The organism is Dactylosporangium sp. CA-092794, from assembly GCF_050948465.1.
GTDB lineage: Bacteria > Actinomycetota > Actinomycetes > Mycobacteriales > Micromonosporaceae > Dactylosporangium.
Map to the genome: position 1 here is coordinate 1199843 of NZ_CP192044.1, position 16813 is coordinate 1216655.

The 16813-nt window shown below is 73.7% G+C and carries 12 protein-coding genes; 7 read left to right on the forward strand and 5 right to left on the reverse strand.

The window, feature by feature from the left end:
- Window positions 1-43 precede the first annotated feature (43 nt).
- Window positions 44-1372, reverse strand: coding sequence for a type VII secretion-associated serine protease mycosin (gene mycP / locus ACQPXD_RS05230; RefSeq protein ID WP_432835351.1), 1329 nt, complete (start codon window positions 1370-1372; stop codon window positions 44-46).
- A gap of 94 nt (window positions 1373-1466) precedes the next feature.
- Here mycP and ACQPXD_RS05235 point away from each other — a divergent pair, with 94 nt between their 5' ends.
- Together ACQPXD_RS05235 and ACQPXD_RS05240 are read left to right on the forward strand one after the other, a co-directional pair.
- Window positions 1467-1871 carry a YbaB/EbfC family nucleoid-associated protein gene (locus ACQPXD_RS05235; RefSeq protein WP_432835353.1) on the forward strand — a complete coding sequence of 135 codons (405 nt, stop codon included), beginning with the start codon at window positions 1467-1469 and terminating at the stop codon, window positions 1869-1871.
- Window positions 1868-2200 carry a hypothetical protein gene (locus ACQPXD_RS05240; protein WP_432835355.1) on the forward strand — a complete coding sequence of 111 codons (333 nt, stop codon included), beginning with the start codon at window positions 1868-1870 and terminating at the stop codon, window positions 2198-2200. The genes ACQPXD_RS05235 and ACQPXD_RS05240 overlap by 4 nt, the downstream gene beginning before the upstream one ends.
- A 334-nt stretch (window positions 2201-2534) precedes the next feature.
- Here the strand turns inward: ACQPXD_RS05240 and ACQPXD_RS05245 are convergent, their stop codons facing one another.
- Together ACQPXD_RS05245 and ACQPXD_RS05250 are read right to left on the reverse strand one after the other, a co-directional pair.
- Window positions 2535-2696, reverse strand: a complete 162-nt coding sequence (locus tag ACQPXD_RS05245; protein WP_432835357.1) for a hypothetical protein — start codon at window positions 2694-2696, stop codon at window positions 2535-2537.
- 129 nt (window positions 2697-2825) lie between these two features.
- A complete protein-coding gene (locus ACQPXD_RS05250) occupies window positions 2826-3152 on the reverse strand; it encodes a hypothetical protein (RefSeq protein WP_432835359.1) in 327 nt (108 codons plus the stop codon).
- A 1666-nt stretch (window positions 3153-4818) separates the two neighbouring features.
- On the opposite strand from ACQPXD_RS05250, the gene ACQPXD_RS05255 reads away from it, so the two are divergent.
- From ACQPXD_RS05255 to ACQPXD_RS05275, 5 genes are all read left to right on the forward strand, one after another.
- A complete protein-coding gene (locus ACQPXD_RS05255) occupies window positions 4819-11211 on the forward strand; it encodes a toxin glutamine deamidase domain-containing protein (RefSeq protein ID WP_432835361.1) in 6393 nt (2130 codons plus the stop codon).
- Between the two features lie 97 nt (window positions 11212-11308).
- Window positions 11309-12046 carry a hypothetical protein gene (locus ACQPXD_RS05260; protein ID WP_432835363.1) on the forward strand — a complete coding sequence of 246 codons (738 nt, stop codon included), beginning with the start codon at window positions 11309-11311 and terminating at the stop codon, window positions 12044-12046.
- Window positions 12030-13418, forward strand: a complete 1389-nt coding sequence (locus ACQPXD_RS05265; protein ID WP_432835365.1) for an HD domain-containing protein — start codon at window positions 12030-12032, stop codon at window positions 13416-13418. The genes ACQPXD_RS05260 and ACQPXD_RS05265 overlap by 17 nt, the downstream gene beginning before the upstream one ends.
- A gap of 120 nt (window positions 13419-13538) precedes the next feature.
- Window positions 13539-14018: a DUF6301 family protein gene (locus ACQPXD_RS05270; protein ID WP_432835367.1), complete on the forward strand. Its 480-nt coding sequence runs from the start codon at window positions 13539-13541 to the stop codon at window positions 14016-14018.
- Window positions 14015-14491, forward strand: coding sequence for a TY-Chap domain-containing protein (locus ACQPXD_RS05275; RefSeq protein WP_432835369.1), 477 nt, complete (start codon window positions 14015-14017; stop codon window positions 14489-14491). The genes ACQPXD_RS05270 and ACQPXD_RS05275 overlap by 4 nt, the downstream gene beginning before the upstream one ends.
- Here ACQPXD_RS05275 and ACQPXD_RS05280 read toward each other — a convergent pair.
- Window positions 14467-15057 carry a hypothetical protein gene (locus ACQPXD_RS05280; RefSeq protein WP_432835371.1) on the reverse strand — a complete coding sequence of 197 codons (591 nt, stop codon included), beginning with the start codon at window positions 15055-15057 and terminating at the stop codon, window positions 14467-14469. The genes ACQPXD_RS05275 and ACQPXD_RS05280 overlap by 25 nt on opposite strands.
- Window positions 15057-16733 (reverse strand): right-handed parallel beta-helix repeat-containing protein, encoded by a 1677-nt coding sequence (locus ACQPXD_RS05285; RefSeq protein ID WP_432843651.1) that lies wholly within the window; start codon window positions 16731-16733, stop codon window positions 15057-15059. Before ACQPXD_RS05285 ends, ACQPXD_RS05280 begins: the two co-directional genes overlap by 1 nt.
- Window positions 16734-16813 lie beyond the last annotated feature (80 nt).

Consider the following 16813-nt stretch of genomic DNA (forward strand, 5'->3'; position numbering starts at 1 on the left):
GCCGCCGCGGCGGGGAGGTGTGGAGCGTGCAGCGGGGTGGTGATCAGTCCGCGGGGGTGCGGCGGGGGAGGGCGAAGAAGACGTCCTCCGGCTCCTCGTCCGGGTCGTGGGCGGGGCGGGGCGGCTGCGGGACCTCGCCCGGGCGCCAGGAGCGGGCGCGGCCTCGGCGCACGGCGTGGCGCAGGGCGAAGATCACCGCGGCGGCGAGGAGGACGGCCAGGCCGAGGGTGATGCCGATCCGGGCGGTGTCGTTCCAGCGGGCCAGGCGGGCCGCGGCGGCCGGGTTCTCGGCGGCGGGCGGGATCGGGGCGGGGGTGCTCGCGGGGCTCCGTGGCAGGGCCTCGTTGACCGCGCGGTACGGGTCGACCATGCCGTAGCCGAACTCGTTGCCGCGGGAGCTGCCGGCGATGCGGTCCGCGGTGGCGCGCAGCCGCCAGGAGACGTCCTTGTTGTTGAGGCTCGGCTGGGCCGCCCAGGTCAGGGCGGCCGCGGCGCTGACCAGCGGGGCCGCGAAGCTCGTGCCCTTCCAGTACTGGTGGCCGCCGACCCGGGTGGCGCCGAGCACCGTGTCGCCGGGGGCCGCGAGGTCGACGTAGTTGCCGACCTGGGACTCGTCGATGCGGCCGCCGTCCTGGTTGACGGCGGCGACGCCGAGGACCTCGTCGTAGGCGGCCGGGTAGGACGGCGGGTCGCTCGGGATCGGGTTGCGCGCGGCGCCGAGCGACGGGGCCGCCGTCGGGGCGGTGTGGTGGTTGCCGACGGCGGCGATGACCAGGCAGCCCTTGGCGTTGATGGCGTAGTCGACGGCCTGGGCGACGGCCGGGTAGTCCCGGTCGAGGCTCAGCGAGATGTTGATGATTTTCGCGTGATCGGCGGAGTACCGAATAGCCTGAGCAAAGACATCGGGACTGACCGCCTCGCCGTTGGTGCCGTCGGCATGGTCGCTGACCCGGACCGGCAGGATCTTCACACCGGGTGCGAGCCCCTCGAAGCCGACGCCGTTGACGTGCTTGGCGGCGATCAGGCTGGCCACCGCCGTGCCGTGGGACGTGCAGTCGAAGTCCGCGCCGGCGGTGTTGCGCAGGAAGTCGAAGCCGGCCAGCACCTGGCCCTGCAGCTGCGGGTGCGCGCCGTCGACGCCGGAGTCGATGACCGCGACCGTGATCCCGGCGCCGGTGGTCCTGGGCCAGATGCGGTCCACCCCGAACAGGCGCTGCGGCCAGGGCGTCTCCGTCACCACCGAGCCGGGCTTGGCCGCGTTGTCGCACACGCCCGCGGGCGGCGGGCCGGCGCTCGCCCGGACCGGCACCGCGAGCGTCACGGCCGCTGCGGCGAGCGCGGCGGCGGCCGCCGCCCAACGCTTGCGCTGCACGTCGTGACCCCTTCGCCGCGTCGAATCGGTCTGGTGGCATATTGCCGTTGTTGAGTATCGTACGGGTTGGACGGTCGGCGACGGGGAGGGCACCTTGGACAATCGTGCACTCCGTGCGCGCGCGGACGAGCTGCTCGGTGACCTCGACCGGCTGCGCGGCGGCATGCAGACCCTGCAGCAGCAGCTCCGGTCGATCACCGCGACCGCCAAGTCCGACGACGGGTTCATCACCGCGATCGTGGGCCCGCGCGGGCAGCTCATCCGGCTCGACATCGACCCGCGGATCTACCGGCGGCCGGACTCCCGCCAGCTCGCCACGGCCATCACCGCGACGATCCAGGCGGCGGCGGCCGATGCCATGAGGCAGGTCACCGAGGCGTGCAAGCCGTACATGCCCGAGGCCGACATCCAGGCGCACCTGGAGATGGATCTCGACGGCATGCGGCACCGGCTCGACTCGGAGCTCGGCCTGCTCGACGTGGAGAAGGAGAAGCGATGACGGCCGAGAACACCGCGGTCAACCCCACCGAGGCGCTCAGCGCCGCCGGGCAGCTGACCACCGTGGGCGACTCGATGCTCGCCAAGTGGCGGACGCTGCGGGGCCGCATCGACGACCTCAACGGTTCGCAGCCATGGGGCAACGACGACCCGGGCAAGAACTTCAACAAGAACTACCTGGAGGGCGACAACCCGCCGGCCAAGAGCGTGCTCGAGGGCGGCGAAAGCATGGTCGTCGCCGTCTCCAAGCTCGGCGAGCAGGTGCGGGAGGGCGTGCAGGGCACCGTCGACCTGGACGACCTGACCGGCGAGTGGTTCGGCAAGCAGTGATGCGGCCCCGCCGGGGTTGACACGGGGGAGCCGTAGCGTTGTCCGTACAGAAACCGGATCTGCATCCCCTCGACTGGCTGTGGGACGCCGTCTGCATCATCGGCGGCGGCTCCGCGTGGCCCGAGGGCGACGAGGACAAGCTGCGCGAGCTGGCGCACGCCTGGCAGGACCTCGGCACCGAGCTCAACGGCCGGCTGAACAACGCCGACACCATCGCGATGCAGGTCGCGCAGGCGTGGGGCGGCGACGCGGGCGAGGCGTTCAACACCTACTGGAACGCGCTCGCCGTCGGCCCCGAGCACGGGCTGTCGCAGATCGTCGACATCTCGATGAACTACTCCGCGGCCGCCGACAACGCGGCCATGGAGATCGAGTACGCCAAGCTCGTCCTCGTCATCACGCTCGTCATCACCGTCATCACGGTCCTCATCTGCCAGGCCCTCGCGTTCTTCACCGCCGGCGGCTCGGAGGCGGCGGCCGGCGCGGCGATCGCCACCGCCCGCACCATCGCGCAGCGGGTCTTCGCGCGGCTCCTGCAGTGGATCGGCAAGGGCATCATTCGCAAGCTGTTCGTGAAGTTCGTGATTCATGAGGTACAACAAATTGCCTTCACCGTCGGCGCGGATTACCTGGCCCAGGAGATCCAGATCTCCGCGGGCCACCGCAGCGAGCTCGACACGCATTCGCTGCTCAACAGCCTCGTGTCGGGCGCCGTCACCGGCGCGCTGACGTTCCCGCTCAGCTTCGTCCACCTGCCGATCAAGAGCCGCCTGCCCCGGGTGGCCGCGACGGCGGGCATCCACGCCGGCGCCAACGCGCTGGTCATGCCGGCCTCGATGATGCTCACCACCGGCTTCATGACCGGGGACTGGAGCTGGAAGAACATCACGCAGGGCATCTCGCTGGAGACGTTCCTCAACGCGGCGGCGATGGGCGGCGGGATGGGGGGCATCGGGGCCCTGCGCGGCCCGCACGGGCACGGGACCGGCACCGAACCGGTGCGGGTCACCGACGAGTCCGCCACCGGCTCCCGCGGCGACACCGGCAGCCTAGGCGCTCTTGGTGATGACGGAGTTACGGTCGGCGATCGGGGTGCGCAGGATGTCGGGGGGTCCGGGTACACTGCTGGGGACGGACAATCACTGGCGCCGACGTCCGAGACCCCGGCTGGCGGCTCCGTCACCGCTCCCGAGGGTTCGACGACGACGGCTCCGCGCGGCGACTCGGTAACTACTGCGGACTCGGGTTCGCACCACACCGGTGATCCGGTCACCCAGAGCTCGGGCGACCCGGTGGTCCGGGGCGGCGGCGACCCGGCGACCACAGTGGACGCCCACTCCGCCGCTGGTGATCCGGTCGGGCAGCGCGCGTCCGACACCGGACCGGCCGGCGGGCGGGACACGAGCGTTCAGGCCGGCCAGGGGGCGGACTCTGGCCGGGGAGGTGAGGCCGGTCGAGGAGCTGACGCTGGACGGGGCGCGGACGTCGGTGAGGCGGGCGCGCGCACGGGGCAGGAGAGCGGCGCGGCGTCCGGGGGTGAGCGTTCGTCCACTGTGGTCGGTGCCACCGAGCCCGGCCGGGCCGTGGACGGCGCCCGCACTGCGGACGGTGCGCGGACGACCGACGCGGCCCGCACCACGGCTGACGCTGCACGCACGGGCGACGGTGCGCGGACCACGGACGGTGCGCGGACGACGGACGGGGCGCGGACGACGGACGGGGCCCGCGCGGGGACGAACGGCGCGCGTAGCACGGACGCGACCAGGGCGGGTGAGGGCGCTCGGACGACGGATGGTGCGCGGACGACGGACGGTGCGCGAGGTGGTGACGGCACTCGGACGGCGGGCGGTGCCCGCGCCGGGGATGGTGCGCGGGCCGGGGATGGTGCGCGGGCCGGGGATGGGACCAGGAGCGGGGATGGGGCGCGTTCGGCCGATAGCGGGCGGGGCGTAGAGCAGAATCCGGCCAACGGTTCGGTTCGGGCGCCTGAGCATGCCGGTGCCGGCGGGGACGGTGTGCGGTCGGCGGAGAGTGGGCAGGAGCGGGGCGGGGCCGGAGAGCGGGATCGTGCTCATGATCCGGGGGCCGTGTTTGTGCCCCTGCCGCGGCTGGATGAGATGCCGGTGCGGATCGGTAGCGGCGATGCGCCGGGGACCGGGCGGGGCATGCCCGTGCGCGACGGCGGCGGCGGGGAGCACGGGGGCGGGCGAGGGACCGATGCCGCCGCGCCGGTGCGGGATCGTGGGACGACCGGTGGCGAGCGTGGCGGGGGCGGGGACGACAATCCGCCGCCCGGGGATCGGTCCGGGGGTGGGGACGACAATCCGCCGCCTGGAGATCGGTCCCGCGGTGGGGATGACAGTCCGCCGGCCGGGGATCGGTCCGGGGGTGGCGACGAGAACCCGCCGGCCGGGGATCGGTCCGGGGGTGGGGACGACAGCCTGCCGCCCGGGGATCACCCCGGGGGTGAGGACAATCCGCCGTCGCGGCTGTCGGCCACCGAGACCGCCGACGGTACGCGGAGCTATGAGGGGCCCACGCGGCACTTCGAGGGGGATCCGTCCTCGCCGGAGGGGAAGGCCGCCGTCGATCGGGCGGCGCGGGATTTCGCCGATGCGGTGCGCGATCAGATGGCCGAGGAGAAGCTCGGGACCAGGAACCGGGTGCGGGTGGCCGGGGCGCTGCTGACGCCCGAGGACTCGAGTATCACCACTCATACCAGTGTGCGGCCCATGCGGCACGGGGACGGGCGGGCGCCGACCGACCTGAATGTGCACCCCGAGGCGCAGCGGGTCCTGGACCGCATCAAGGCGGTGGCGGACAGCGAACCGGGGGTGCGCAGCGGGCAGAACCACGGGCGGTGCGCCGAAGTGGTGCTGGTCTCGGACCGGCTGTACGAGCTGGAGCGGCAGTGGCAGGCCGAGGGGCGGCCCGGCGAGTTTGCCGAGTACGCGCGCGACAAGCTGCGCGGCGGGGTCGTGGCCACGCACTGGATCGGGGACAACACGCTGCTGGAGCAGGAGCACGGTGACTACGCGCCGCCGTGTAACTCCTGCGAGCCGTTCCTCCGGGAATTCGGGATCGAGAGTATCGACCCGCGCGAAGGGTTCGGCACCTCCGAGCACGACACCGGGCCCCTCGGGCCGCACAGCGAGGCGGAGCCGCCCAGCACGGTCGGGCAGGTCGGCGACGGGCGTACCGTCGCGGAGACCCGCGCCGGGCGGCACATCGATCCGCCCAAGGAGGTCGACCAGGCGGCCCTGGACAAGGCGTTCCCGCGGGACGAGCACGGGCGGCCGCAGCTGCACGCCGATCCCCGCACCGGCGAGTGGGCGCAGAAGGTCAACGACGGCGGGCCGCTCGAGCCGGGGCGCAACAACAACTGCCCGGACGTGGCGATGGCGTACCTCGCCACCCACTACGGCGATCCGACCGTGGCCGGCTCCATGCACGATCCGCGGGTCGGTGGCGAGCACAACGGCGCGCAGCGCATCGCGGAGTGGACGCGCGGGCAGTGGTCCATGGACGGGCGCGACGCGGCCGGGCTCGGGCGGGTCGAGGCGGCGCTGCGCGAGGCCGGGCCCGGTTCCGCCTCGGTCATCGTGCTGAAGTGGGCCGACACCGGCGAAGGGCACTCCTTCAACGCGGTGAACGTCGGCGGCGACATCGTCTGGGTCGACATGCAGCGCGGGCTGATCTCCGACGGGGCGCCGTTCTACGACCACAACATCGCCGGAGTCTGGTCGATCACGCTCGACCCGCACGGCGACCCGCTGATGCCGGGATCCCACGACCACCTCGCGCCCGTGCACGACGGGGGGCTGGGCCGGCCGGAGCCGTGGCGGGCGCACGAGCTCACCGACCAGCCGGTGCAGCGCGGCACGATGGTCGAGATCGACCTGTACCGCGGCGGCGACGGCAAGCTGCACATCCCCGGCGATCCGCACGGCACCTGGCGCTCGGGGACCGGCTTCCTGCGCGACAAGACCGGCTACGTCCAGGACTGGCACACGGCGTCGCGCAACGACATCGTCGTGGAGAGCCACGAGGTCAACGAGCACCCGCACCGGCTGGAGCACGACCCGGCGCTGCGGACCGACCCGGTCGACGGCGTGCACAGCGCCTCGCAGGACTGGCACGCCGCGCAGGACCGGGCGGGCGACGTGATCCGGCAGCGCAACGACCTCGTCGACGAGCTCAACCAGCTCCTCGGCGGCGAGGGCGACGAGGCGTACCGGTACGACGCGTTCAAGCCCGGCAAGACGCTGGAACAGACGCTGGGCCGGCTGGCGCTCGATCCGGACGTACCCCCGGAAATGATCGACAAATTCCGGCAGCTCGAGTCCGATCTCCACGCGGCCCGCAACGACCAGGCCCGGGCCAGCGGCGTGGCCGGCATGCACGCCGGGCTCGGCACCGCCCGGGCCGGGCTGCTGGAGGGCGGATACCCGCCGGAGACCGTGCACGTGCTCGGCGACCCCACCTCGGCCACCCCCGGCGAGGTCGACATCATCGCGCTGCGCTGGAACACCGACGACCCGGCCGGCAACCGGCTGGAGATCTGGGAGGCCAAGGGCGGCGACGGCCGGCTCGGCGGGCGCTACATCCCCGAACTGGGCGGCAAGGCCGAACAGGGCACCGCGCCCTACCTGACCTGGATGCTGGAGAACGACCCGAACCTGCTCCAGCTCTACCGCGACCACCCCGGGCTGATCGACGCCATCAAGCGCGGCGAGGTGCCGGTCACCTACCACAAGGTCACCCAGTCGATCTTCCCGCGGGGCGAGGGCGCCGAGCCCGGCGGGCGGCCGGTGGTGATCGACCCGGACGGGTCGACGACGACCGTCAGCGACTTCCTGATGGAAGGCACCGACAACGTCTTCCACCCGGAGCGGCTCGAGCCCAACTGGGACCGGCTGGACAACGCCCCGCCCAGCCGGCTCGGCGTCGGCGGCCCCGGCTCCGGGCCGCTCGGCGCCGTCGACGTCGGCGACGGCGGCCGGGTCTGGCACGCGCACCTGCCACCCGGCCTGACCCGGCCCGGCGACCACCAAGGCTGGCCCGCCGGAGCTTCGCCAGGGCGGCCCAGCCCAGGTGCGGACCCGCACGCGCTGCAGGCGCACGTCCAGGAGCTGCTGCGCGGCGCCGCCGACCCGCGGCACTGGAGCCACGACGGGCCGCCGAAGATCGTCATCCACGCCGAGCACGGCATCGACGCGGCGACCGCCCGGCAGATCGAGCACACCCGGCTCGACGGTGCCCAGCCCGGGCCGGCGCCGCGGATCATCGTCGACGGGCCGCGCCTGCACGGCGACCCGATCCGGCTGCCCGCCGAGATCATCAGCCAGGACCAGCGCGACGGCGTGCCCTACTTCGACGCCGAGCAGCAGGCCGAGCACACCATCCGGGTCGTCGACGGCCGGCTGTACGACCGGGAGGGCCTGCCCCTGCACGGCCACTACATCTACGCCGTCGACGAGCGCACCCAGACCATCCACGCCATCCGCTACGCCGACGCCGGCGCCGCCAAACACTCCAGCCTGTTCGCCGGCGGCAACGTGCACGCGGCCGGCGACCTCATCGTCGAGCACGGCAAGCTGACCGTCCTCAACAACCACAGCGGCCACTACACACCGGTCGCCGACCACGTCAGCCGCGGCCGGGACGCGCTGGCGTACCACGGCGCCGACCTGTCCGGCGCCGACTTCCGGGTGGTCGGGCACGAGCCGACCGACTACTCCACCGCCCGCGGCGAGGCCGCCTTCGACCGGGCGATCGCCGAACTGGGCCGGCCCGGCGAGTTCGACGGGGTGGTCTCGGTGCGGCGGCTCACCGAGGGCGAGGCGATGGCCCGCACCGGCGAGTCCGCGCTCGTCCGGGTCGAGCTCGCCGACGGCCGGCACGTCGACGTCGACGCCACCGGGGTCCGTGAGTTCCTGCAGGCGGCCCGGCCCGAAGGCCCGGACACGGGCCTGTTCCCGCCCGACCGGGCCACCGTCACCGCCGACACCGACCTCGCCTTCCAGGGCTCCGACCTGCTCCGCGACCGCATCCAGGCGGCGCTGCCCGAGGCGCACCCCGAGGACGCCTCCCCGGCCGCGGCCCGCCCGGCCGGGCGGGCCGACCACGTGCTCGTGGAACTCGACCGGCTGCTCGCCGAGCGCCTCGGCGACCCGCCCCTGCACGACGGCGAAGGCGGGCCGATCCCGCCGCCCCGGCACACCAACCACGCGGTCGCCGCGCTGCGCGACCTCACCGACACGCACATCCACCGCCTCGCCGAGACCGCCGGCCTGACCCCCGAGCGGGCCGACCGGCTGGCCCGCGACCTGGCCGCGCGGCGGGACCGGGTGCTGGAGCGGTTCACCCGCCCGGCGCTGCCCGAGGAGATCGCGCGGATGACCGACGCGGTCCGCCGCGACCTGCGGTACACCCCGCGCGAACTCACCGGCCGTGAGCTCTACGACCTGCTGCGGGAGCAGACGTACCGCAAGACCGGGGACTTCTCCACCGGGCTCACGATCCGCGAGGCGGCCCGCGCGCTGGGCGGCTCCCACCACGACCTGATCGACGACTACCTCGCCTCGCCCGAGGGGCGCGCCCACCACGAGGCCGTGATCGGCCTCGACCTCGCCGCCGCCCACGGCCCGCGGTTCGACCTGATCGACGAGCGCTACCGCGAGCCGTCGCCGGAGCGGGTCCAGGAACACGCGGCCGAGCACGCCGGCGACTGGACGGGCCCGCAGCACGAGGCGGTGCGGCGGTACACCGGCGGCGGCGAGGGCGGCATCGACCGCTTCCTGCGGACCGGCGAGGCGGCCCGCCCGGCCGACCGTGCCGACGCCTTCCGCATCCAGGGCGCGATGCGCGAGTCCACCGCCGACCTGCGCCTGCACGGCAGCATCGACCCGCGCCGGCTCGGCCTGACCGACCCGGCCGACCTGACCGGGCTGGCCGGGCTGGTCGGCGGCGAGGTCACCATGGACAGCTTCACCCGGCTCGGCGCCGACGCCGGGCACGCACCGTACCTCGGCAGCGTGACCCTGATCGTCGAGGCACCCCGCGGTACCCCCATGGCCTGGATCGGCGCCATCGGCGAACACGCCGACGGGCACGTGCTGCTGCCCGCCGGCGCCCGCCTGCACGTGCTGGAGCTCGGCCGGGTCGGCTACGACCGGTACGAGCTGCGGCTGCGCTACGAAGGCTACGACGACCCGGCCGCGCTGGCCGGAAGGCTGCGCGTGACCGGTGAGCCGGAGTGGCCGCAGGTACTCCACGAAGAACTGCTGCCGCACGGCGCCGGACTGCCGATGACCGCCGAGCAGGTGTACGAGGCGGCCCACGCCGCCGGCGTCGACCTGCGCGGCATCGAGATCCGCGTGGTCACCGACCCCGAACAGGCCCGATACATGGACGCCCAAGGCGTGGCCGCGATCCTCCCGCCGGAGGACGGCGGCCGCGTGTTGCTGGTCGGCCCGGCCGCGTTCACCGACCACGACACGCTGGCCGCGACCCTGCACGACACCGTCCGCGAGACACCCGGGGGCCACGATGATCCGATTCTCGGTGGAGACGACGTTCGACTGGACCGGCCGGGGCCGGCTGATCTCGGGGATGACGCTGGGGGGAGTCATCGAGCCGGGGATGGTCCTGGGGGACGGGACGGGGGCCCGCACCCGGGTCCTCGGGATCGAGCCGGAGAGCCCGCGGGACCGGCGGGAGGGCTGGACCACCCTGCTGGTGGAGCCCGTGACGGCGAACCCGGCGGTGCCGGGCGCGGTACTGACCGTCCAGGAGAGCCCCGAGATCCCGTACACGTATCACGAGAGCCCCGCGACCGTGACGATCTCGGAGGCGACGCCGGGGACGAGCCGGGCGATCTGTTTCGACCGGGCAGCATCGCGCTGGCACTGGGCGCCGAATCCGCCCTCGGACAGCCGGGAGATCACCCGGGAGCACGCGGAACGGCTCCTGTGGGAGCTGGGGACGATGCTGCCGCCCGGCCCGGCCCTGCGCCGGATGCTGCTGCGGCGACGCTAGAGGCCCACCGGGCGGTGCAGGAGCGGATCGCGCCGCACTCGCCCGAACTCGCCGATGTCGTACAGCGGCTGCTCGACGACCCGCACGCGCTCAACGTCACCAACTCGCTGCGCAACCCCGCCCTGCGCGAGGTCGTGCTCGCCCACCTCGAAGAACTGGCCCGCGGCGACGCGCTGACACCCTACGACTTCGACCTCGTCGCGTTCCTCGCCGACCACCCCGGCCAAGGCCCGCTGTACGAGAAAGTGCCGCCGCACATCAACAAGGTCGTCATGCCCGACGGCACCGAGCGGACCCGGCTGGACCTCTACGTCGAACGGCTCAAGGCGGCCGACCCGGCGCTACGCGTGGGCGCGCACCCGACCGCCCACGAGATGCAGCAGGTCCGCGACTACGCCCAGCGCCTGCTCGACGAGGTCAAACCCGAGGTCGACCGGCAGCTCACCGCCATCGCCGACCGCATCCGCGCGACCACCGACGGCCCGGTCGACTACAACAGCCGGCCCAAGGACGCCAACGGGCTGATCGACAAGGTCGTCCGGATGAGCCGCGGCCGGCCCGGCGCTCCGCCCCGCGACTGGTACCGGGTCGGCGATATCGTGGACGCGGTCGGCGCCCGGATCACCGTGCCCGACACCGCGAGCCTGTGGCGCACACTGCAGGCGGTCGTCCAGCACTACGGCGTGGGCGACGGCGGGCGCATCGTGGAGGTGGACAACATGTACGCCTCGCCGAAGTCGAAGCGCCCGGAGTACCGCGTGATCCCGCTCTGCATCGGCATCGAGGTGGGCGGCCACCAGTATGCCTTCGAGCTGCAGCTGACCACCCTGCGCGCGTCGGTCGCGGCGGACATCGAGCACAACTCGCTCTACAAGCCCTACGTCGCGCTGCTGTCCCAGGCCGACGCCGAGGCCGTGCGCCGCGCCTTCGAAGAGGCCGCGGCCCTGGACCAGCTGGAGGACAGCTCGTGAGCGGGAGCGTGAGCGGTCCGGAGCGGAGCGGAGGGGCCGCTCACCATAAACACAGCTTTCCGTCGCGGCGGCGCCGGAGCGAAGCGGAGGTGGCGTCGTGACCGAGCGGCAGACGCTCTACGTCTTCCGGCTCGGCGAGGCCTACGACGACCTGGAGCCGGTCTTCGCCGTCGACGGCCGCGACTACCCCGACGACGAAACAGTGCGCGCCGACGTGCGGGCCGCCAGCGCCGCCCTCGCCGACCGCCGGCTCATCGCCGATTTCGAGACTTCGACGGTACCCCCGGAAGCTCCTCGAATCGGCCTGCCCTCATGGCCGCAGTGGCGCGCCCGCCACATCGACGGCGCCGAGCCGATCGGCGTGCGGCCCCGCCCCGACCACCAGCCCACCCCGCCCGGCTGGGACGCCATGGGCCGCTGGCTGGAGGGCGCCCAGGCCTGGCTGTCCACCCAGGTCGCCGCCGCGGCCGGCGCCGCCGGCGGCACGGCCCGCGCGCTCGCCGAGCCCGAGCCCCACCGGGTCGGCCGCGCCTCCGTCGTCCTCGCCGAGGAGCGCTACCGCGTCGACTGCGAATACCTGGCGATCCCGCCCGACGGCGGCAGCGGCCCCGTCGCCCTGCAGCAGATCGCGGCCTGGCTCAACGCCAACGACTGGCAGGTCGCCCCCGCGGTAGAGACCGGAACCTCCACCACGATCGAGGCGGCCAACGCCGGCTACACCATCGCCGCCGTGTGGAACCACCGGGGCGGCTCGGTCTGGCTGCGCGGCTCGTCGCCGACCGTCGACGCCACACACTTCGACCCAGCGGGAGGGGCCGGTGCCGCGCACGTTTGACGGTTCGGTGGACTGGCCGGCGCTGCGGTCCCGATTCGCCGGCCGGCTCGACCCGGACACACTCGCGGCCCTCGACGCGGCGGTCGCCTTCGCCGCCGAGCGGCACGGCGACCAGCGCCGCCCGGCCGGCGAGCCGTACCTCGAACATCTCCTGGAGGCCCTGCAGGTGCTGGTCGACGCCGCCGGCGTGACCGACCCCGACACGCTGCGCGCCGCGGTGCTGCACGACGTCGTCGAGGACACCCCGACCACCCTCGACGAGGTGCGGGCCCGCTTCGGCGACCGGGTCGCCGAACTGGTCGGCTGGGTCACCAAGACCGGCGACCGCGCGGAGTACCTCGCCCGGCTGCGCGACGCCCCGCCCGCCGCCATCGACGTCAAGCTCGCCGACCGGCTCAGCAACGTGCAGCGGCTGCGCACCCACCCGCGCCCGGCCAAACGATCCTCGTACTACCGCGAGACCGTCGCCACCATCGTGCCGCTCGCCGCCGGACGGCCGTTCTTCGCCGAGTGGTACACCCAGTGGCAGGCCGAGCACGCCGACCTCGCGTTCCGGATCGTCACGCTGACGGAACCGGTCCCCGGCGAGCTGACCGAGGCCGACCGGCGGTTCCATCGGGTGCTGCGGTACCTGCGCAGCGGCGCCTGGGTCATCCGCGACCCGCACACCTTCGGCGCCGACCCGCTCGACCCGGCCGCCCCGGCGGCGGTGCCGCGCGGCTACCGCACCGACGGCGACTGGATCTGGCCGGTGGCGCTGGAATACCACCTGGAGCACCACGGCGTCGCGCCCCCGCCGGAACTGCTCGACCTCATGGCCGAGCGCGGCTACTACAGCCCCCGCGTGCCCGCCGACCGCTGCGGCCAGGCCCACCAGGCGCTGCTGCCGCACCGGCCCGGCCCGTTCGAGCCGCCGGCGCCCATGCAGTTCCGTCTGCCGCCCGACGTCTACGACCTGCTGGTCACCGTCGGCTGGGCCCCCGGCCGGGACATCGGCGAGCGCATCGACCGCTGGGCGCCCGGCCTCGACCCGCAGCGGCGCGCCATCCTCGCCGAGTTCGGCGGCCTGACCTATCCGGTCTACGGCTACGGCCGCGACTGGCCGGTCATGGCATTCCACCTGCTACCCAACGGCCCGGCGAGCGACCCGTCCCGCATCGCCGCGGCCGAAACCCGCCTGGGCGCCCCGCTGCTGCCGATCGGCAGCGTCCCGCAGTGGGGCGCCGAAATTGTGCTGCACCCCAAACTTGGCATCGGCACCGCCGGCGACATCGAGCGCTACCTCGGCGCAGACATCGACGAGGCGCTAACCTCCCTGGTCCGCGGCACCGCCCCAAAGCGCCCGTGGTCGGCGCACCACACTGAGCAATGAGCCAATTTTTGCCCGTCTGGTACGGTAGGGAGTAAGGCCAGGCCGTACCGCCGAGGTCCGCTTTTTCCCGCGGTTTCTTCTGCGGTTTCTTCCGCGAGTCGCAGCGCTAGGTTAGGCGGCATGTCGATGGACCTGCGGGTGCTCGCCGCTGACGAGGTTCGCGCACTCGCCCGCCGGCTCTTGGACGAAGGCCCGCTGCTGTATGCGGTCTCGCCCGCCCACATCCTGGCCGACCTGGGCTGGAAGCCGCTCGAGAGCAGTGCCACCACGGTCCTGCTCGCCGACCCCGGCCTCGGCCTGGGCCGCGGCCGGGCCGCGCTCAACCTCACCGACGACGGCACCGTGCGCAGCATCGCCACCCCGATCTGCGACGTGCTGCCCCGCCCGATCACGCCCGAGGGCCGCGAGTTCGTCCAGGACGCCTTCGCCCTCGGCGGCCGCGCCCTGGCCGAGGAGTTCGGCCCCGCCGAGGACACCGAGCCCGGCGACGAGCCCTCCCTCGCCTGGCGCCGCGGCGAGTCGACCCTGGCCCTGAGCCGCGGCCGCAACGTCGTGAGCCTGCACCTGTGGCGCGCGTCGGACTACGAGGACGCCGCGTGACAGCGCCCACGTGGGACGAGTTCCGGGCGGCGCTGGCACGGGAGCTGGCGCGGCTCGGTGACGGCGTGTTCGTGGTGCTCAACGTGCGCGCCCGGCCGTGGCACTACGCGCAGTTCCACCAGGGCCGCAGCCACCTCGACGCGGAGGTCGCCGGCGAGGCGAGCGAGGACTCCGACGAGATGGCCGAGACGCCCGCCGGGCGGGCCCTCATCGAGTCGCTGGGCTGGGCCCCGCCGCAGCCGCCGGACGCGCCCGCCTGGAGCAAGTCGCTGCCGTGGCCGCTGACCGGGCGGGAGTACCGCGCGCTGGTCGACGCCGTCGTGCGGGTGCTGCGCGAGGTCAACGGCGTCGGCGGGCCGGCGGAGCTGGAATACCGGGCCTGGGAGGGGCGGCAGGGCAACCGGCCGTGGGCGGTGGATCTCCCCGGGGTCGGGCGCGGCGAGAGCCGCTACGGCAGCAGGTCGGGGCGGTAGCGGCGGAACCAGTCGCCGATGCGGCCGGCCGGCCACGAGCGGTCGATCATGGCCAGGCTCAGGCGCAGCGCCTGGGGCTCGGCCAGCGGCAGCCAGGAAGGGCCGTGCGCGTGCTGCCGCGCGACCGCGGCCGGGCCCAGCAGCTCGCCCACGCCGGTGATGCCGGGGCCCGAGTTGGCGTCGGCGAACGCGGCCGCGCCCTGCTCGGCGGCGGCCCGGCCCACGCCGTAGGGGGCGATCACGGCGCTGGTGCGGCGGTTGATCACCACCACGGCCTCGATGTCGGGCCAGCGCACGCGGGCGATCCGGCCGTCGCGGCGCAGGAACTCCACGCCGGTCGGGGACAGGCGCAGGCCGTGGCCGCGGCTGGCGACCCGCTGCAGCAGGGTCATGCCGCCGACCAGGACCACCGGCAGGATGATCGCGCCGGGGTAGCCGCCGACGGCGTAGCCGATCATGAACGACAGCAGCGCCACGACGATGTTCGCGACCAGGAACGGCTTGACGTGGGTGTGCCAGGTCTGCGCCCAGGTGGCCCGGAACTCCTCGGGCTGCGCCGGCTCCATCAGCCTGCCCCCACGACCGCTTCCACGTCGGCCAGCTCCAGGATCCGCAGCTCGTCGAGGCTCGGCCGGCGGCCGAGCACCCGCAGGCGCTGCGCCTGGGCCTTGCGGACGCTCTCGAACAGCTTCCGCGCGTCGCGGGCGTTGCCGAAGTTCGCGTCGCGCTCGATCGCCGCGAAGTGCCGCAGCAGCGCCGCCTCGGCCAGGTCGCCGAGCTGGTAGTCGTCGGTGGCGCACATCCGGCGTACGATGCGGACCAGCTCCTCCGGGGTGTAGTTCTCGAACACGATCGTCTTGGTGAACCGCGACGCCAGGCCCGGGTTGGCGGCGATGAACTCGTCCATCTCGGCGGTGTAGCCGGCCGCGATGACCGCGATCTCGTGCCGGTGGTCCTCCATCAGCTTCACCAGCGTGTCGATCGACTCCTGGCCGAAGTCGCCGCCCGAGCCCATCGACCTCGACAACGTGTACGCCTCATCGATGAACAGCACGCCACCGCGCGCCTCCTCGAACGCCGCCGACGTCTTCTCCGCGGTGTGGCCGAGATACTGCCCGACCAGGTCGCGCCGCGACACCTCCTTGAACGCGCCCTTCGGCAGCACCCCGAGCGCGGCCAGCAGCTTGCCGTAGACGCGGGCCACGGTCGTCTTGCCGGTGCCCGGCGCGCCCGCGAAGACCAGGTGGTGGCTCATCGCGCCGACGGACAGCCCGGCGCTGCGCCGCCACTCGTTGACCTGGATCTCGTCGATGAGCGCGCGGACCTCGTCCTTGACGCCGGCCAGCCCGACCATCGAGTCGAGCTCGGCCAGCAGCGCCTCCACCGCGACCGCGTCGCCGCCGGCGGCCGGGCTCGCGTCGCCGATCGTCAGCGGCGGCGCGTCGGGGCGGGCGGCGATCACGACCGGCGTGGCGCCGTCGGCGATGTCGAGCGCGGGCACGCCGGTGTTCTCGATCTGACACTCCTCGACCCGGCCGGCGCAGCCCCGGGCGAACGAGACGCCGACACCCTGCGTGTCGTGGACCTTGCACCGGCGGATCGTCGGCGAACTCTGATGGGCCACGACGATCCCGGCGTCGCCGGTCTGCGTGACCTCGCACCCTTCGAGGGTGGGTTTTCCGAATTGGTACACATACACGCCCCGCCGCCCGCAGCCGCGCACCACGGTCCCGGTGATCACCGGGTCGGCGCCGATGCGCACGATGATGCCGTCCTCGGCGACCTCGGTGATCTGACAGTCGTCGATGGTGCCGGGGGCGTCCTCGACCACGATGCCATACTGCGCGCCGGCGATCGTGCACTTGCGCATCTCGATGGAGCCGCCGGCCAGGTCGACGCCCGGCCCGAAGCCGGCGCTGAGGTCGCAGCCCTGCAGCGACAGCTGCGTGCCGCGGGCGGTCACCACCGGCGCGTCGGCGGAGCGCAGCGTGAAGCCCTCGATGGTCAGCGACGCGTTGCGCACGCTGACGGCCGGATACGGCACGGCGGTGGCGTCCAGCGTCACCGGCCCGCCCGACGGGTCGGCGTTGGCCAGCCGCAGCCGCTTGCCGGTGACGAAGATGGCCTCGGCATAGGTGCCCGGAGCCACCGCGATCACCGAATCGTCGGTGGCCGCGGCGAGCGCGTCGCCGATGGTGGCATACGCACCCCGCTGCTGCGGTGAGACGAGGAGTGTGCGAATCGTGGGCCCCCGGGTTGCGCGGTCGATGGGTACCCACTTTATCGGGCCACACCTATGCTCGGCGCCCGGCGGTTAGGCTG